The sequence below is a fragment of the Roseibium sp. RP-7 genome, assembly GCF_053005225.1.
In genome coordinates, this window is the sequence record NZ_JBRKQA010000002.1 from 910,092 (window position 1) to 926,740 (window position 16,649).

A 16,649-nucleotide genomic window follows, 5' to 3' on the forward strand; every position below is an offset into this window, starting at 1 on the left:
TCATCCGGCCAAAGATAATACGAGCAGATCAGGCCCCGGCTATCCAAGTCCGGGGCCTCGTTTTTCAAAGACCGTTTTCCTGCCGCGTTTCCGGCAGAATGTCCGGGCACACCGGGCGTATTTCAGCGACATCCCCGTACAATGACGATTTGATGAGCAAGGTATTCGCCGCCGTTTTGTTGATCCTGCTGTCGCCGCTTCTGGCTGGCATCGCCGTTCTCGTCTGGCTTGGTGACCGGAAGGCGCCGTTTTTCATCGCCCGGCGAACCGGTCTGGGCGGTGGTACCTTTGCGATGGTGAAATTCCGGACCATGCGCCCCGGCACAAGCGACGCAAGCGCGATCACCGAAGTGCGGGACAACCGTATCACCCCCATCGGCAGCTTCCTGCGGAACACCAAGCTCGACGAACTGCCTCAGTTGTTCAACATCCTGCGGGGGGACATGGCGTTCTTCGGGCCGAGGCCGGAAGACCCCGGCATTGTCGCCCGTTACTATGACGATGAGATGCGAAGATCGCTGTTGTTCCTGCCTGGCCTGATCAGCCCGGGCACCCTGTGGGCCCTGACCAATTTGAACCGGATCGAAGGCGCGGACGACGCCGAAGATGTCTATGCACGCGAAATCCTGCCCGAACGGCTCGCGCGCGATACTGCCTATTTCGAACAGGCCGGTTTCATGTCCCATACGCAACTTGCAATGAAGACCCTGGCCACTCTGCTGCACCGGGCGGTTTCGGCTGAAAATCGGGAGTAACTGATCGCTTCAGCCAAGTTCAGCTTTCAGGAACTCGCAGATCCGGGCTGCATCACCCGTGCTCAGGTCCATGTGCACTGGAAGACGCACCAGCCGGCCCCACGTGTTTTCCGCACCAACGCAGCTGCCAGCCAAGATCCGCCCGGCAAAGCTGGAAAGATGCAGCGGCTTGTAGTGGGACTGCAAACCAAGCCCCATTCGGGCAGCCCCCTGCAATATTCGGTATGTCGTTTCCCGGTCGCTTGCGAGGAAGGCGAAGGAATAGCCGTTCGCCTTTGTACCCTTGCCTGGCCGCAGGATCTCGATCGGCAGATCCCGCAGGGACTTTTCGTAGTACGCCCAGATCGCGCGGCTTTTCAGGAGGATCTCTCTTGAATGCACCAACTGGCTGTAAAGCAAGGCAGCATTCAGGTCGGGCATTTCGAAGCTCGAAGAAACCGAGGTCCATTCATAATGGTTCACTTCGCCCCTTGCGAAGGCGGGAAAGTTCGTGCCCCGCGCCAACAGCTCTTCAACACGCTCGCGCAGGTGAGAATTGTCGCTGTTCAACACCAGCGCGCCGCCGTGCCCTGCGCTGATGATCTTGGTTTCATGGAAGGAATAGGCGGCAAACAGACCGCACGTCCCAACGGCCCGGCCATCCTGCTTGGCGCCGAATGCCTGGGCCGCATCTTCCAGGATGACGACCCCGTGCCGATCGCACAGATCCTTGATTGCCGCCATTGGAGCTGCCGCGCCGCCATAATGCACAACGACGACAGCTCTGGTCCGGCTTGTCAGCCGTGCCTCCAGTGTTTCCGGCGTTACCATCATCGTTGCCGGATCAATGTCGGCCAGCACGATCCGCGCTCCCTTGCGGGCAAAGGCCGTCGCTGTTGCGCAGAAGGTGAACGAAGGAACGATGACCTCGTCTTCCGGCCCCAGATCCAGCGCAAGGGCCGAGATTTCAAGTGCGGACGTGCAGGAATTGGTCAGGAACACACGGTCATGGCCAACATGCTGGCTCACCAGCGTCTTCGCCTTCCGGCTATAACTCCCGCCGGAGCGCAGATGTTTGCTGCTGAGCGCCGATGCCACCGCATCGTAAGTTGCGGGTGGAATATGCGGCGCATGAAAGCGGATCGGCGGAAGCGCAGCTTCTGTCGGCAGGCTCAGCATCAGAACCTTTCTTCGTCGGCAAAGCGACGGACACGGGCCCGCATTTCGCGGTAGATCGCGCGCAGCTCCTGACCGACTGAGCTCTTCTGTCGGTACCCGAGAGACCGCAGGCGGCTGTCGTCGATCCGGTAAGCCGCATCGTTGGTTACACGATCCCGAATGAAATGAAGACCGGTGGAAACGCCGGTTATTTCGCAAACCCGCCGCGCCACCTCAAGCACAGACAAGTCCTCTTCCCCGGAAACGTTGAAGATCTCGAGCGCCTGTTCGTCCTGTGTGTTGAGCACCAGACCGATGGCGGCAGCGAGATCGCTGACGGGCAGAAAACTGCGTTCCTGGGCCCCCGTGCCTTCAATCGTCAGCTTCTGGCCCTTCAGTGCCTGCATGACGAAACGCGGAAACAGCTTTTCCGGGTTCTGTCCGGTGCCAACAGCATTGGTCGGTCGCAGGATCGTTGACCTGAGGCCATTTTGCGCAGCCATCATGACAGCTTCCTCAGCCATGGCCTTGGATGTTGCATAGGGCGTCGTCGGCCGCATCGGAGCGGTTTCGCGAACCTCCTCCATTGCAGGACCGTAGACTTCGTCCGTGCTGACGTGAATGAAATGCTTCACGCCGGCGTCCTGTGCCCCCTTCAGAAGGGTTTCAGTGCCCGTCACATTAACGTCGAAGAAGAGTTCCGGGTCGGCGAACGACCGCGGCACATGGGTTTCTGCCGCCAGATGGATCACGGCGTCGCATTCATACAGCGCAGCCGCCACATCGATCGGCGAGCGGATGTCTCCGCGAATGACGGGAAGATCTCCCGCTTCACCGATGGGTGCCAGGCGGCGAAAATCAGCCGCGTAGGAGACCCGGTCCAGGATCACCGTCTCGGCAACATTCGCCATCCTTGCAACACGCTTGAAAACCTTGGACCCGATAAAACCCAGGCCACCGGTTACAACGATCTTGCGAAAGGAAATGTTCTGTTTCGGAGCAACTGTCTTTGCACAATGTTCCATATTGGCACAAATCCTGATATATGCAGCGTTTGATTGCATATTCAGCAGATTTCGTGCCAGTCACCTCCGGCATGAGGGTGTGCAAGGGTGAAACGCAGTCTCAGCAGCACAGCGTCCCGGGCCGGCATTTGCCGAGAACAAGTTGCCCCCGGCAGTCTCCCCAAGACAAATAGCTCTTTTTTGTCAGTTACCTGACACAAGAAGATCGTCTCTGCCAGCAGAGCACGCAGCTATGCCTGCATGGACGATGACAATTGACGAAGGAATTTAGCCGACCGTAGATTCACTCAGGCTCAACAGTGAACTGCAGCGGATAGCCAAGTTGAACCGCAGCATCGATAGCGCGCGTAGCCTTGGTTTCGGCGACGTCTCGCGGATAGACGGAGACGACACAGATCCCCTTCTGGTGCGCTGTCATCATCACGACCTCAGCCTGAGACTCGTCCAGGCGGAACTCCGCCTTCAGGATCAGGACGACGAATTCCCGCGGCGTATAGTCGTCGTTCAGCAGCATCACCTTGTAGAGCTTTGGCCGCTGCACCTTCGTCTTTTGCTTCAGTTTCGGTTTGAAATCGATCTCACTCATGACAATCGTCCAAGCTGACGCCTAAGGTTCCGCACGATGCGGTCTCACCTGAGAAATGGAAATTGTGCCGGAGAATTTCACCGGCTGCATGCTGCCAGACCCGATCCGCTGCCGATGCCGTCATCTTGAGTGACGCAGCGTCCGCAGCAGGCCCATGCTTTCCCTTACTATACTGCATCGCGAAATCGAAGAAAACATGACAGCTGGAAATCTTGCCACCGTTTCGAGAAAAAACGGCAGGCGAGACATGATGAGACCGTATCGCACATAGAGCCGTGGTTTTGACGCCAGACAGCCGCGAGATGAAAAGCAGGCCGTTTCCTCTGTGGCGGTTTTCCGAAAGAAGGTTGCTTTCACTAATCCGGCAACGCGGTTCCCCCGTAGATCCTTTCAGGCTGGGTACACGACAAGATCTGCGGAGGGTTGTTCGATGTTTCCTCATTTGAAGACACAAGGGTTCCGGTGGCGCAGGTTCGCTTTCGCGCTCGCCCTGGCATTCGCTGTTACAGCACCTGCCGGCGCGGCCTTCGCCGACCTGGGTTCAGCGGCCAGGCTGCTTCCGTCTGCCGAACTGGTTGGCAAGGGCCGGATGACCTTCCTCGGCTTCAAGGTGTTTGACGCGGAACTCTATGCCCCGCAAGGCACTTATAGCCCGTCCGCCCCTTTTGCCTTGAAGCTCACCTATCTGCGCACCTTCAAGGGCAAGCAGATCGCTGAAAGCTCGGTCAAGGAAATCCGCCGGCAGGGCGGCGTCTCGGATGCTCAGCTTGCCAAGTGGCAAACCCAGATGGAAGCCCTGTTTCCAAATGTCTCCCCTGGACAATCGATTACGGGTGTACGCACCAGCAGCGGCAAGGCCGAGTTCTATCTCGGCAACCAGAAGCTCGGCACGATCTCCGACCCGGCATTCACGAAAAAATTCTTCGCTATCTGGCTGGGCAACAACACGCGTGATCCTCAGTTGCGTGCGCAACTGGTCGGGTCCGGTTCGTGACGACACGATTGTCGGACGACGCTGCGGCTCTGCCAAAAAAGTCCGGTAATACTGGAAGCGTGACGCTTTCCGGCCTTGCGACCTATGGGGTCATGGCATTTCCCTTGGCATTTGCCGGTTTGCCGATCTACCTGCACGCCCCGGATTTTTATGCCGTTACATTGCAGCAACCCGTGGCGACGCTCGGCGCCATTCTTCTTGCCCTGCGCCTGTTCGACGCCATCCAGGATCCTTTTATTGGCAGCCTCAGCGACCGGTATCACCAGTGGCGCGGGACTGTTCTGGCACTTGGCGCAATCCTGCTTGGCGTGGGCTTCTGGATGCTGTTTCATCCCTGGAAGGAGGCACCGCTCGTCTGGTTTGCTGCCTCCGTGCTCATCTGCACCACGGGATATTCGGTCGTCACCATCAACTACCAGACACTGGGCGGTCTCTGGAAAACCAGAGCCTCCGACAGGACCCCGGTAACGGCAGCACGGGAAGGGTTCGGGCTTGCCGGCCTCCTCATTGCATCGGTCCTGCCCGCCGCACTGGCAACACGGACCGGCATCGAAACGGCATTTCTCTATGTGACGCTTGGCTATCTGCCACTTTTGGCGATCTCCTTGTGGCTGCTGCTACGATGGATGCGGTCGGCACCCCTTGAAAACCCGCAAACAGTTGGTCCGGTAATGGGTTGGTGGCCCCTGTTGCGGAGCCGCTGGAGGCGTCTGTTTTTCGGGCTGCTGTTTCTCAATATTTTCGCCAGCGCGATCCCCGCCGTCCTGGTGCTGTTCTTCATCCGCGACAGGCTGGGGGCCGAGAGCTACACAGGGCTGTTTCTGCTGGTCTATTTTCTGTCAGGCGTCATCTCGATGCCGCTCTGGACCCGGCTTGCCCGACATTTCGGCAAGGTGCGGGCGTGGCAAATGTCACTGGCCGGCGCCATCTTCACGTTCTGCTGGGCCGCTCTTCTGGGAGAGGGAGATCTGACAGCCTATGCGTTTGTCTGCGCCCTGTCCGGCCTGGCGCTAGGTGCTGACCTTGCCTTGCCACCCGCCATATTGGCCGACCATATCGACACGGACCGGCGACAGGGGGAAGCTTCCCGCCTTTTTGCGGTTATGGCGTTCTTGTCCAAGTCCGGTCTCGCCCTTGCCACCGGCCTCACGCTGCCTTTGTTGGGCCTGTTCGGGTATCAGCCGGGAACTGCCCTCACCGCACAACTCGGCTTTCTGCTCAGCCTCACTTATGCGGGCGTGCCCTGCCTCATCAAACTGTGCGCGCTCTTGTGCCTGATCGCGTTTGAAAAGGACCTGACACAGGAAAAAACCGCCAGGTAACCCGTCCCGGCATCTCGACACGCCGCTTGCAGCCCTGACGACAAGACCGCAGCCCTGCCTCAACTGCGTGCGGCAAGAGGCGAACGCAGGGAAGCCGGGCCACCATCTTTGTCGCCTCCAGTTTCACTCTTCGATGCTGCCATCTTGCGCGTTGGTTCCGCCGGTTTGCGCGCCTCGTTTTGCACGGGGCCGCCGTGCTGGATCAGGCGATCGACCTGCGATGGACGCCCCAGCAGAAAGCCCTGACCTTCGTCGCAGCCTTCCTGTTGCAGGATCTCCATCTGTTCTTCAGTCTCAATGCCCTCAGCCAGCACCGGAATGTCCAGGCTCTTTCCGAGAGCCAGAACGGCGCGCACGATCGCCTTGGACTGGCGGTCCTGCTCCATTTCGCCAACAAACGCCCTGTCGAGCTTGATCTTGTCGAAGGGAAAGGTCCGCAAGGTTTCAAGCGAAGAATAGCCTGTGCCGAAGTCATCCAGCGCAAGACCGACGCCCAGATCTTTGATCTGTCGCATGATGTGCAGCGAACGGGCCTTGTCTTTCACAAGGGCGGTTTCCGTCAGCTCCAGTTCCAGGCGGTGTGGTGAAAGTCCGGTCGTCACCAGGGCTTCATGCACCAGTCGTGGCAGGTTGGTGTCCATGAACTGTACGGCGGAAACGTTCACAGCAACCCGGTAGGCCGGTTCCCATCGCGAGGCGTCCTCGCAGGCCTTGTTGAGCACCCAAGCTCCAAGGGAAGCGATCAAACCGTTTTCCTCGGCAACGGGAATGAACTCGGACGGTGAAATCGGGCCGATTACGGGATGGGTCCAGCGAAGCAGGGCCTCATATCCCCGGATGCCCTGGCTGGAATTCAGCGACATCTGCACCTGATAATGGATCTCGAGCTCGCCGCGCTCCAGCGCCCGTCTCAAATCTTCTGCCAGTTGCCGCCTGTTTCGAACCGTTGCACCGATGTTGGCATCGTAAAAACAGATCGTTTCGAGAAACCCATGCTTGGCGTGATACATGGCAAGGTCGGCATTGTTGACCAGTTCGTCCGGCGTCTGGGCATCGTCAGGCCAGATCGCCGCCCCTAGGCTCGCGCCAACGATGCCGTCCATTGCCCCTATTTCGATCGGACGGGTGAAAACGCTCTCTATCCGTTTCGCAAAAGACAGGATTTCATCCTTGTCGCTGAAAGGCTTGATGGCTGCGAATTCGTCGCCGCCGAGGCGGGCGATGAATTCATCATCGCGCAGGATCTGCTCCATGCGCCGGGCCAGGATGCGCAGAACCTCGTCACCCGCAGCGTGGCCAAAGGTGTCGTTGATTTCCTTGAAGCGGTTCAGATCGATCCCGATCACCGCCAGCTTCTTGCCGGGGTTCAAATACCCATCGAGATTTCCGGCAAGCTGTCTCTGGAAGCTCGTGCGGTTCGGCAAGCCCGTGAGTGCGTCATGAGCGGCAACATGGTGCAGTTGCCGCCTGGATATAGCTCGTACATTGTTGTCGATCAGGAAGCTCGTCAGCCCGGTGCCGACAACCAGCAGGGCAACAACGGCAATTGCCAACGCAAGGGCAAGGGCAGCACCGTTATCGACCTCCGTGAAATTCTGCGACATCGGGATGATCCGCAACGCGGTCATGCCGGTGAAATGCAGGCTTACGATCCCGGTCACCATCAGGGCAACGGCAACCCAATACCGACGCGAGCCCAGGTAGGTGCGCCAGATCAAGGTGATCGCGGCAGCGGACAGGGCCACAGACAAAAGGACGGACGCGACGATGTAGCCGAAGTCCCACTCGACGAGCCCTGTGATCCGGTAGGCGAACATCCCGGTGTAATGCATGGCCGCAAATGAAATTCCGACGAGAGCCCCACCCATGCCGGTCAGGATCTTTCCGCTACCGAGGCCGCTGACCACGAAACTGACAAACAGCCCGACAATCGCGATCACCAGCGAAATGAGTGTCAGAGCCGGATCAAACGAGACCGGAGCGGTCGGCTCGTAGGCCAGCATTGCAACGAAATGCGTGGTCCAGACACCGCCTCCACCGGCAACGGCGGCCAGAAACTGCCACCCGAGACGCTGTGTGCCTTGCGCACGCACACAACGCCGCAACAGCCGCAGGGTAACGGCCGATCCAAACAGACAAACGAGAGCTGCGAGCCCCACAAGCGCGATGTTGTGCTGATAGAAGATGCAGCCAAGCACATTGAACATGGTCGGGAATGATCCGTATAAATGCGTAGATAATCGGGTAGGTAGCACCTAAAAGTTACGGTTGAATTGACTAATTCCCGAGAAACAGATCGACCTTCCGGCCCCTCCCGAGACCGAGCCTCACCGCGTTTCAATCGACGTCGGCTCTTGCGGAAAAAGGCTTGCCTTGAAAGGAGCCGTCGTGTGACCCTGCGTGAGATTGCCGCAACAGTTTCCGACGTCATGACCGTACGCCCACCTCAACTGACCAGACCTGCCGACAAGGATCCGCTCTCGGCAGCGCTCGAGAACGAGATTCTCAACGAGAAGGCATCCACGCTTTCGCGGCTTACCAAAAAGCTGGAGACGGCTCTCGCCGATCTGAAATCGGCGGAAGACGTTTCCGAAACAGATAGCGAAACCCTGCAAAACCGGCTTGCCGAAGCCGGTGAAGCGCTCTGGCATGTCACTATCCAGCGCGAGTTATGCGGCTTGCGTCAGCACCGGGCCTTTTACGATTTCCTGGACGTTCCAAAGGCTGTCCGCCTGCGCATGGGGCCTGCCGCGGCCTTTCGTTCGGCACCCGGCTCCTGACAATCCACCGGGCTGTGACCGGTATCACTTCTTTGTTGATGTCCCTGCCCTAGAGACAGGAACCGGTTGCATCTTCGCGGCTGCGGTGGTTTTTTCTGGGGGCTTTTTGCAAGATGAGTTATTTACAGTCGCATCCAGCGAGCTATGTGAACCAACTGGAGCTCGCCGGCACGACCGCATTTGGTCGGCGAGAAACACAAGATAAAGCCAGGCGCAGAAAAATTATGGTGTGCAGGAAGACCCGTCATCTCGGCCGAATTTCCAGACTGGTGACTGGATGTCTGGTTTTTGGCCTGCTCCTGGCTCCTTTGGCGCTGCCTCTCGCGACAAGTACGACCGTGCAAGCCCAATCCGTGCGGGTGGTGCCGGAAGGCAACCGATTCAAGAGCCAGCCGAAGATCCCCTTCGCCTCTTCGCGCCGTACCGCCGCCTCCAAATCATCCTACGATGCCAAGTTCGACAAGGTTCTGGCCGTATTGAAGCGTGATCGCCGCCTGATGGGGTCCATCAAGCGCGTGGCCGCCCGCTACGGCATCGACCCGATCCACATCATCGGCGCCATCGTCGGCGAACACACCTACAACTACGACACGCTCGACAGCGCCCAGTCCTACTACGTCAAGGCTCTCGCCTATGCCGGCATCCGCTTCGACTTCGAGCTGAACGGAGTGCACGTCGACAAGTTCGTCGAACGCCCGGAGTTCGAACGCTGCCGCAAGGACCATGTTCAGAAAAGCTCGGACCGCCGTTGGTCCTGTTACGAGAACGTCTGGAACGGCAAGTTTCGCGGCCGTTCGGTTGACGGCGTCCGTTACCCGAAAAAGAACTTCAACGAAGCGTTCTTCCAGCCGCTCTATTCCGGCCAGAGCTTCGGCCTTGGCCAGCTGAGCCCGCTCACGGTCCTCAAGATGACCGACCGGGTTGCCAAGCAAAGCAACTTCCGCAAGCTGACGGCAGCCGATTCAGAGGCGGTCTACAAGGCCACCATGGACCCGAACATCTCGCTGCACTACATGGCCGCGATCATCCAGGACTCCATTGCCGCCTATAAATCCGTCGGCAAGGTGGATATTTCGAAAAACCCTGGCCTGACCGCGACGCTCTACAATCTCGGCGATCCCTGGGGCCGGGCTGCGAAATACCGCCGCAGCGGCCAAAGCTGGCCGCAGGAAAACTACTACGGCTGGCTGGTCAATGATCGCATCGACGATCTGAGAGCCCTGCTCTGACAGGTAAAGTCACCAGCCTTCGCCCTACCGGCGCAGCAGGACCTCAGGCAGCATCAGATTTCTAGTCTTCCAACCCGCCGAGGGCTGCCCGAAGCGGGCAATCCCTCGCCGGATCAAGGCATCACCGCTCTTCAGGTCAGGAACGGATTGGTCTCACGCTCATGGCCGATCGTCGAGGCCTGGCCGTGACCTGGAAGAAAGGCGACATCGTCACCAAGCGGCAGCAGCTTTTCGCGGATCGACTTGATCAGGGTCGCATGATCGCCGCCCGGCAGATCCGTGCGGCCGATGGAGCCGGCGAACAGAACATCGCCGGAAATCGCGAAACGCAGTTCCTTGTCGAAGAACACCAGGTGGCCGGGTGAATGGCCCGGGCAATGCAGAACATCGAACATCCGCCCGGCGATTTCCACCTGGTCGCCTTCGACCATCCAGCGATCCGGCATCACGGGCTTGACGCCTTCCACGCCGAATTGCACCGCCTGGTCGGCCACCCTGTCGATCAGCATCTGATCGGCTTCGTGTGGCCCCTCCACCGGCACCTTCAGCGCTTCGGCCAGGTCAGCCGCACCACCAACGTGATCGATATGACCGTGCGTGAGAACGATCTTTTCGACATTCACGCCCTGCTTGGTCACCGCTGCCAGGATCTTGTCGACATCGCCGCCCGGATCAACCACCGTTCCGCGCATGGATGAAGGGTCCCAGATGAGCGAACAGTTCTGCTGAAACGGCGTAACGGCAATCACCATCACCTGGATTGGCGGCATGCCGTCTTCCGGATTTTCATCCCCACCGGAGTTCGTCGTGTCCTGCGCCATGGTAGCCTCCTTCAACAGCGGCCTCGCACGGCCCATTGTAACAAATACGGGACAACACCATCCGGTGTCGTGTTTCTGGTCAATCGCGGCTTCACCTGGCCGCGTGCATTTCGTACAAGATGTATGGACCTGTTGGAAGACGCCAAGCACATTCGGATAGCCGGAGCTGATGACGCCACGACTGTTGACATTGCTGATGACTGTTGCCGCAGCGCTTTTGGGCGCTTCGAGCACAATGGCGCAGCCTGGCCGGACGACGCCCAGCTTCGAAAGCTGGACGGTCGATTGCGGCAATACCGGCGTGTGCTTTGCCTCCTCTTTCACCCGCAGCCAGTCGGTCTGGGTCGATGTGCGCATCGTCCGCGACTGGCAGGCGGAGGCCCAGCCTCTTGTCCGTGTAACCACCAACACCGAGCTGCCCAAGGACGGCACCTTGAAGTTCGAGGTCGACGGCGCTCCGATCGAGGCGCTGCCGATCGAACAGCTGCGTGAGATGCAGCCGGCTGTCAATCCGCCAGCCGGCTTCCGTCCGCTCGGTGGAGAAGGCTTCTGGTATCCGACAGGCCCGGCGACAACGACGCTGCTTGACGCCATGCGCAAGGGCAAGGAACTCACCATCAGCGTACCTGCGACCACCGGAACCGACCCGGTCGCGGTACCCGTCCCCCTCCTCGGCCTCAAATCCAGTCTGTTGTGGCTCGACAATCGCCAGGACCGCACCGGCACCGTTGCAGCCATCGTCTCCCCCGGCACCGATCCTGCCAGGGACGCCCCGCACGCCATTCCGCTGATGAGCGCCGACCAGCTCCCGCCGGAAGTGGCTGCCGTCTGGTCTGCCAACCGCCTGTGCTCTGAAATCGACCCGACCATCTTCGCCAGCCTGAATGCCGTTCGGGTGCCGCTTGCCGACAGCGCCGCGCTCTACATCATCCCCTGCGGGGCTCCAACCGCTTACAACAGCCCCTATGTAGCTGTCCTTTCCGGCAAGGACGGTGCGGCCCGTCAGGTGCATGTCGCCCGCATGTCGGAAAAGGGTCCGGTCGCAACGGATCTCATCTACAACGCAAGATGGATTCCGGCCGATCAACAGCTCGTAAGTTACTTCAAGGGTTCAGGAGTTGGCGAATGCGGCCTGTGGAACCGATGGGTGTGGAACGGCACCGGCCTGGTGCTGCTGGAAGAAGCGGCCAGGAAAACATGTGACGGTACGGAACCTGACTTGTCCAATTGGTCAAGTACCTGGCCTCCGAAAAACGCTTCCAATTAGCGCCTGCACCAAGGATTTTCTTGCGATTTTCCCTGTCCCGCCCTTATGATGATAACGCAGCGGCTGGAGAGGGATGTGGCAAGATTGTTTCAACCCGATCCCAGAATGTTGATCAGACGCACGGAGTGCGCCTGAGTGTGGTGACTCGACTGTGAAGGCGGGTGAGGTTGGTCGTTATGTGCCGAAAGGGCGCAACAATTAAGGTGATTCGGTAATGCACGATGGTGATTCGGACCGGCGGTCGCGTGGTCGGCGCGGCGGCAAGCGCGAGTTTGGCGGTCCGCAAGACTTCGGCAGTGATTTTGGCGGAAGCGAGTTCGGTGGAGACTTCTATGGCGGCGGCCGGGATGGCGGCTACCGCGGCGGACGCGACAATGATTTTGGTGGCGGCTACGGCCGCGACGACAATAAAGAAGGCGGCTATGGCGGCGGCCGGGGCGGTTACGGCGGCGGTGGTGGCCGTGGTGGCTACGGCGGTGGCGGCGACCGCGAAGGCGGCGGCGGTTACGGCGGCGGCGGTGGCCGTGGTGGCTACGGCGGCGGCGGACGTGAAGGCGGCGGCTATGGCGGCGGCGGACGCGAAGGCGGCGGTTATGGCGGCGGTGGTCGCGATGGCGGCGGTTATGGCGGCGGCGGCGGTGGCCGTGGCGGATACGGTGGCGGCGGTGGCCGTGAAGGCGGTTACGGCGGTGGCGGACGCGGCGGATATGGCGGCGGCCCGCGCGAAGGCGGCGAAGGCGACGGCTTCCGTCAGCAGCGCCCGCGGCGCGACATGCCCCCGGTCGAGCGTGGCCCGCGTCAGTCTGGCACCGTGAAGTTCTTCAAGAACGACAAGGGTTTTGGCTTCATCACTCCGGACGAAGGCGATGCGGATGTGTTCGTGCACATTTCCGCGGTCGAGCGGTCCGGTTTTGCCGGCCTGGACAGCGGACAGCGGGTGTCCTTCGAGACCGAACCGGATCGTCGTGGCAAGGGCCCCAAAGCGGTCAACCTGCAGGCGCTTGAAGAAGGCGACGCACCGCAGGAAGACGACGGCGGACCTGCCGAAGAATAAGCTCCCCTAGCCCCTGCCACACAGAGGCTTGAGAGCATGAAGCAAGTGGGCGCAGCCTTGCTGCGCCCACATTCTTTTTACCGACAATGCCGGCACCGCCTCCCCCGACCTGACTTGGAGCCGTGCCGGTTTCCCTTGATCCCCTGCAGTAGCTGCAATCAACGGATCCAGCGGACATCTTTCCACTTCCTGCCGAAGCCCTTATAAGGCGGGTCCGAAATCCACCGTGGTGCCCCATGCTTGCCGTTTCATCCGATACCCTGACCATCCGACCGTTCCTGCCGGGCGACCTCGGCGCGTTGCTGCCGCTGAACAATGCTGCTGTTCCGGCCGTCAACGAACTGACGGCCGAAGAACTGCTTGATCTGGTCAATTCCGCCCTTGTCTGTCTTGTTGCAGTTGTGGACGACACGCCTGCCGGTTTCCTGCTGTGCCTGGGCGACGGCGCAGGCTATGACAGCCGCAATTATCAATGGCTGAGCGAACGCGTTTCAAATTTTGCCTACACCGACCGGATCTGCGTCGACGAGAGCCTTCGGGGCAAGAAGATCGGCGACGCCCTTTACGGCGCGCTGTTTGAACGTTTTGCCGGCAGTGGTCGTGTTTTCGTCTGCGAAGTCAACGAACGCCCCGCCAACCCGGGCTCGATACGGTTCCACAGCCGTCTCGGTTTCTCGGAAATCGGCAAGGCAGACCATGGCGACAAGGCAGTCATCTTCTTCAAGCGCGATGCTGAACCTGCCTCCGGGAACCAGTCCGAATGAACTACCGCCATGCCTATCATGCGGGAAACATCGGCGACGTCCTGAAGCACGTCGTCCTGGCCCGTCTGATCGCCTATTTCCAGCGCAAGGACAAAGCGTTCCGCATCCTCGACACCCACGCGGGCATCGGTCTGTACGATCTCAATTCGCAGGAGATGCAGAAGACAGGTGAATGGCAACTGGGCATCGGCAAGGTGCTTGAGGCCGATATTCCGCCTCAGATAGCCGAATTGCTTGCTCCGTGGCTTACGGCAGTGCGCGCGCTCAACGACGGCGACGCGCTGAAGGTTTATCCGGGCTCGCCCATGGTCGCACGGCAGTTGATGCGCAAGCAGGACCGCCTGACGCTGACGGAACTCCACCCGGCGGATTTCAAGACGCTCGCGGAGCGGTTCGCGGGAGACCATCAGGTCAAGACGATCCACCTGGACGGCTGGCTTGCCATGGGAAGCTTTCTGCCCCCCAAGGAGAAACGCGGTCTTGTGCTGATCGACCCCGCATTCGAGGTGACGGACGAATTCTCCCGTATGACCGATGCCGTGGTGAAGGCCTACAGAAAATGGCCAGGCGGCACCTATGCACTCTGGTATCCGATGAAGGATGTCAGAGCGATCCGGCGCATGCATGGCGACTTCGACGAAGCTGGCCTGCGCGACGTACTGAGCCTCGACCTCAACGTTGGCAAGAGCGGCCCGGACACCAGAATGCTCGGTTCGGGCATGACACTGATCAACGCCCCTTTCACGCTTGCGGAGGAAATGCGTCTGGTTCTGCCCTGGTTGTGCGACGTCCTGCACCAGGGACCCGGCACCAGCTGGAACGTAACGCAGCTGATCGGCGAATAAAGCCCCTACAGTGACACTTTTACCGGGATCGAACCTTGACCTTCCGACCCGGCTCCCCCATCGTCTCCTACACAGTTTGATTTCCGGAGTTTATGCCGTGAGTATTGCCCGATCCGTCTGCTTGACCCTGTCAGCCTTGGCCTTTTGCGCAAGCTTGGCTGCACCGGCTGCCGCGAATGACGACCGTGTCTACTTCTCGTTTGGCAGTGACAAGCGCTTGCCGGATTGCACGGCCGCATCCGTTCAAAGTGCCGTCGCAGGCACCGTCGCCCGGGCTCGCAAGGACTATTACGGCGGTCGCACGATCCTGAGCATCGACGGCATCAGTGAAGTCAACAACAGCGGCAATGACGTCAGCCCGATCGAGCGCCGCTACTGCAAGGGCACGGCCAGCCTGTCGGACGGCACCATTCAGTCCGTCCACTACATGGTGGAAGAGCACGCCGGTTTCGTCGGGCTCAGCTGGAATGTGGAGGCCTGCCTCGCTCCTCTGGACAAGTGGCGGGTCTACGGCGACCATTGCAGCACGGCGCGCCCGCACTAAGGCCACGGCTTCCCCAAGAAGGTTGATCCATGGCGCTGCTCGGCCATATCGGAAGACTATCCGCCTGCCTTCTGGCGGGACTTCTGAGCCTGCCAGCCTCAGCTGATCAGTCCGGAAAATTCGATTTCTATGTCCTCGCCCTGTCCTGGTCGCCGACCTACTGCAAGCAACAGGGCGCGGATGCCAATCCGCATCAATGTGATGTCTCCAAGCCATTTCGCTTCGTCGTGCATGGCCTGTGGCCCCAATACGAGCGTGGCTTCCCGGAAAGCTGCCCAGGCGCACCGAAGCGCATCGACCGGCAAATCGCCGTTTCGATGGAAGACATCATGCCGAGCCACAATCTCGTCTTCCACGAGTGGCGCAAGCATGGCACCTGCTCCGGCCTGACGCCGGAAGACTACTTCGATCTCACCCGCGAGGCTTTCGACAAGATCACAATCCCCGGGGCCTTCCGCACGCTCGACAAACGCGGCAAGGCCGCACCCGATACCGTTGAGAAAGCCTTCCGGCTTGCAAATCCGGGCCTCAAGGAGGACGGGCTTGCCGTCACCTGCGACCGGGGCGAACTTGAGGAAGTCCGCATCTGCCTCACGCGGGATCTGGAATTCCGTGCCTGCCGCGAGGTCGACAGATCCGGCTGCCGCGCCGGCAGCCTGTCCGTGCCTCCCCCCGGCGCACGCTAACCGTCTTATACACCCCAACCGCCTTCTTCTTTCAGGAGTTCGGACCCATGATGAAACTTCGCTCGTCTCCCCCGTCGCCTTTCGGCCGCAAGGTGAAGCTCGCCCTGTCCATTCTCGGCCTCAAGGGCAAGGTCGAGATCGAAGACGCCAATACCGCCGACCCCTCTGACAGCCTGCGCAGCCAGAACCCGCTCGGCAAGATCCCGGCGCTGGTCCTGGAAAACGGCGACGTTCTCTACGACAGCTCCGTCATTCTGGAATACCTCGACTTCCTGGCGGGCGGCGGCAAGCTGTTTCCGGAGGGCGAAGCCCGGTTTCCGGTCCTGCGCGACCAGACACTGGCGGACGGCATCATGGATGCGGCCATCCTTCGGGTCTACGAGAAGCGCTTCAAGGAACCGAAGTACCGCGACCCGGCCTGGGACGCCTATCAGGCAGCCAAGATGGATCGTGGCCTGAAGCACTTTGAAGACAACACGCCACCTGTTCCGGCAACCGCTGCAGACGTCAATGCCGGCTCCCTGACGCTCGCCTGCGCCCTCGGCTACCTGGATATCCGTTTTGCCGGCGAATGGCGGCAGACCCATCCGAAACTTGTGGCCTGGCTGGACGCCTTTGAAGCAGCCGTTCCCGCCTTCACCGACACCAAGGTGCCGCCTGCCCCCGTTCCGGACAACGCCCCGGCCCTGCTGCAGTAATCGCCTGCCTGCAGCAACATGCTATCAGCCGGCCCTGGTGATGCAGGGCCGGCTTTTTTTGTTCGACGGCTGGTTCTGTGCCCCTGCTCTGCAAGCACGCCAATTAACGGACCAGCGACTTGATGCTACAGTTCTGAAACCA

Annotated in this window: 17 protein-coding genes; 12 read left to right on the forward strand and 5 right to left on the reverse strand. The window is 60.2% G+C overall.

All coding sequences use genetic code 11. From position 1 onward, the window contains the following. Window positions 1-152: 152 nt before the first annotated feature. On the forward strand, window positions 153-755 hold the full coding sequence (locus ACVDG9_RS18890; RefSeq protein WP_447238705.1) for a sugar transferase: 603 nt from the start codon (window positions 153-155) through the stop codon (window positions 753-755). Between the two features lie 9 nt (window positions 756-764). Here the strand turns inward: ACVDG9_RS18890 and ACVDG9_RS18895 are convergent, their stop codons facing one another. From ACVDG9_RS18895 to clpS, 3 genes are all read right to left on the reverse strand, one after another. Next, window positions 765-1,913, reverse strand: coding sequence for an aminotransferase class V-fold PLP-dependent enzyme (locus tag ACVDG9_RS18895; protein WP_075282539.1), 1,149 nt, complete (start codon window positions 1,911-1,913; stop codon window positions 765-767). Beyond that, window positions 1,913-2,917: an NAD-dependent epimerase/dehydratase family protein gene (locus tag ACVDG9_RS18900; protein WP_447238706.1), complete on the reverse strand. Its 1,005-nt coding sequence runs from the start codon at window positions 2,915-2,917 to the stop codon at window positions 1,913-1,915. Before ACVDG9_RS18900 ends, ACVDG9_RS18895 begins: the two co-directional genes overlap by 1 nt. 283 nt (window positions 2,918-3,200) lie before the next feature. Continuing rightward, on the reverse strand, window positions 3,201-3,503 hold the full coding sequence (gene clpS, locus ACVDG9_RS18905) for an ATP-dependent Clp protease adapter ClpS (protein ID WP_022998009.1): 303 nt from the start codon (window positions 3,501-3,503) through the stop codon (window positions 3,201-3,203). Between the two features lie 430 nt (window positions 3,504-3,933). Here clpS and ACVDG9_RS18910 point away from each other — a divergent pair, with 430 nt between their 5' ends. Both ACVDG9_RS18910 and ACVDG9_RS18915 read left to right on the forward strand, forming a co-directional pair. Then, entirely contained in the window at window positions 3,934-4,497 is a 564-nt protein-coding gene (locus tag ACVDG9_RS18910) for a chalcone isomerase family protein (protein WP_077292166.1), read from the forward strand. Then, window positions 4,494-5,819, forward strand: coding sequence for an MFS transporter (locus ACVDG9_RS18915; RefSeq protein ID WP_447238707.1), 1,326 nt, complete (start codon window positions 4,494-4,496; stop codon window positions 5,817-5,819). The genes ACVDG9_RS18910 and ACVDG9_RS18915 overlap by 4 nt, the downstream gene beginning before the upstream one ends. Window positions 5,820-5,878: 59 nt before the next feature. On the opposite strand, the gene ACVDG9_RS18920 is transcribed toward ACVDG9_RS18915, so the two are convergent. Then, window positions 5,879-8,026, reverse strand: coding sequence for a putative bifunctional diguanylate cyclase/phosphodiesterase (locus ACVDG9_RS18920; RefSeq protein WP_447238708.1), 2,148 nt, complete (start codon window positions 8,024-8,026; stop codon window positions 5,879-5,881). 183 nt (window positions 8,027-8,209) lie between these two features. Between ACVDG9_RS18920 and ACVDG9_RS18925 the strand changes: the two genes are divergently transcribed. Both ACVDG9_RS18925 and ACVDG9_RS18930 read left to right on the forward strand, forming a co-directional pair. Beyond that, the gene (locus tag ACVDG9_RS18925; RefSeq protein ID WP_447238709.1) at window positions 8,210-8,599 is read left to right on the forward strand and encodes a DUF6665 family protein; all 390 of its coding nucleotides are present in this window, start codon (window positions 8,210-8,212) and stop codon (window positions 8,597-8,599) included. Between the two features lie 224 nt (window positions 8,600-8,823). Continuing rightward, the gene (locus tag ACVDG9_RS18930) at window positions 8,824-9,828 is read left to right on the forward strand and encodes a DUF1402 family protein (protein WP_031268221.1); all 1,005 of its coding nucleotides are present in this window, start codon (window positions 8,824-8,826) and stop codon (window positions 9,826-9,828) included. 131 nt (window positions 9,829-9,959) lie between these two features. Here the strand turns inward: ACVDG9_RS18930 and ACVDG9_RS18935 are convergent, their stop codons facing one another. Continuing rightward, a complete protein-coding gene (locus ACVDG9_RS18935; RefSeq protein ID WP_447238710.1) occupies window positions 9,960-10,649 on the reverse strand; it encodes an MBL fold metallo-hydrolase in 690 nt (229 codons plus the stop codon). A gap of 169 nt (window positions 10,650-10,818) precedes the next feature. On the opposite strand from ACVDG9_RS18935, the gene ACVDG9_RS18940 reads away from it, so the two are divergent. The 7 genes from ACVDG9_RS18940 (at window position 10,819) to ACVDG9_RS18970 (ending at window position 16,507) form a co-directional block, all read left to right on the forward strand. Continuing rightward, complete coding sequence (locus tag ACVDG9_RS18940) at window positions 10,819-11,916, forward strand: DUF1176 domain-containing protein (protein WP_022998016.1); 1,098 nt, start codon at window positions 10,819-10,821, stop codon at window positions 11,914-11,916. Window positions 11,917-12,130: 214 nt separating this feature from the next. After that, window positions 12,131-12,970, forward strand: a complete 840-nt coding sequence (locus tag ACVDG9_RS18945; protein ID WP_022998017.1) for a cold-shock protein — start codon at window positions 12,131-12,133, stop codon at window positions 12,968-12,970. Window positions 12,971-13,206: 236 nt separating this feature from the next. Next, window positions 13,207-13,734 (forward strand): GNAT family N-acetyltransferase, encoded by a 528-nt coding sequence (locus ACVDG9_RS18950; protein ID WP_022998018.1) that lies wholly within the window; start codon window positions 13,207-13,209, stop codon window positions 13,732-13,734. Beyond that, window positions 13,731-14,579 (forward strand): 23S rRNA (adenine(2030)-N(6))-methyltransferase RlmJ, encoded by an 849-nt coding sequence (locus tag ACVDG9_RS18955; protein WP_062487725.1) that lies wholly within the window; start codon window positions 13,731-13,733, stop codon window positions 14,577-14,579. Before ACVDG9_RS18950 ends, ACVDG9_RS18955 begins: the two co-directional genes overlap by 4 nt. 97 nt (window positions 14,580-14,676) lie before the next feature. Next, window positions 14,677-15,123, forward strand: coding sequence for a hypothetical protein (locus ACVDG9_RS18960; RefSeq protein ID WP_208984223.1), 447 nt, complete (start codon window positions 14,677-14,679; stop codon window positions 15,121-15,123). Between the two features lie 29 nt (window positions 15,124-15,152). Further along, window positions 15,153-15,809, forward strand: a complete 657-nt coding sequence (locus ACVDG9_RS18965) for a ribonuclease T2 family protein (RefSeq protein WP_055655794.1) — start codon at window positions 15,153-15,155, stop codon at window positions 15,807-15,809. Window positions 15,810-15,856: 47 nt separating this feature from the next. Further along, window positions 15,857-16,507 (forward strand): glutathione S-transferase family protein, encoded by a 651-nt coding sequence (locus ACVDG9_RS18970; RefSeq protein WP_022998022.1) that lies wholly within the window; start codon window positions 15,857-15,859, stop codon window positions 16,505-16,507. Window positions 16,508-16,649 lie beyond the last annotated feature (142 nt).

Coding starts and splice junctions, on each gene's coding strand:
- ACVDG9_RS18945 (WP_022998017.1), top strand. CDS start 12,131: ATGCACGATGGTGATTCGGACCGGCGGTCGCGTGGTCGGCGCGGCGGC.
- clpS (WP_022998009.1), bottom strand. CDS start 3,503: ATGAGTGAGATCGATTTCAAACCGAAACTGAAGCAAAAGACGAAGGTG.
- ACVDG9_RS18955 (WP_062487725.1), top strand. CDS start 13,731: ATGAACTACCGCCATGCCTATCATGCGGGAAACATCGGCGACGTCCTG.
- ACVDG9_RS18895 (WP_075282539.1), bottom strand. CDS start 1,913: ATGCTGAGCCTGCCGACAGAAGCTGCGCTTCCGCCGATCCGCTTTCAT.
- ACVDG9_RS18900 (WP_447238706.1), bottom strand. CDS start 2,917: ATGGAACATTGTGCAAAGACAGTTGCTCCGAAACAGAACATTTCCTTT.
- ACVDG9_RS18950 (WP_022998018.1), top strand. CDS start 13,207: ATGCTTGCCGTTTCATCCGATACCCTGACCATCCGACCGTTCCTGCCG.
- ACVDG9_RS18970 (WP_022998022.1), top strand. CDS start 15,857: ATGATGAAACTTCGCTCGTCTCCCCCGTCGCCTTTCGGCCGCAAGGTG.
- ACVDG9_RS18935 (WP_447238710.1), bottom strand. CDS start 10,649: ATGGCGCAGGACACGACGAACTCCGGTGGGGATGAAAATCCGGAAGAC.
- ACVDG9_RS18920 (WP_447238708.1), bottom strand. CDS start 8,026: ATGTTCAATGTGCTTGGCTGCATCTTCTATCAGCACAACATCGCGCTT.
- ACVDG9_RS18930 (WP_031268221.1), top strand. CDS start 8,824: ATGGTGTGCAGGAAGACCCGTCATCTCGGCCGAATTTCCAGACTGGTG.
- ACVDG9_RS18965 (WP_055655794.1), top strand. CDS start 15,153: ATGGCGCTGCTCGGCCATATCGGAAGACTATCCGCCTGCCTTCTGGCG.
- ACVDG9_RS18910 (WP_077292166.1), top strand. CDS start 3,934: ATGTTTCCTCATTTGAAGACACAAGGGTTCCGGTGGCGCAGGTTCGCT.
- ACVDG9_RS18940 (WP_022998016.1), top strand. CDS start 10,819: ATGACGCCACGACTGTTGACATTGCTGATGACTGTTGCCGCAGCGCTT.
- ACVDG9_RS18890 (WP_447238705.1), top strand. CDS start 153: ATGAGCAAGGTATTCGCCGCCGTTTTGTTGATCCTGCTGTCGCCGCTT.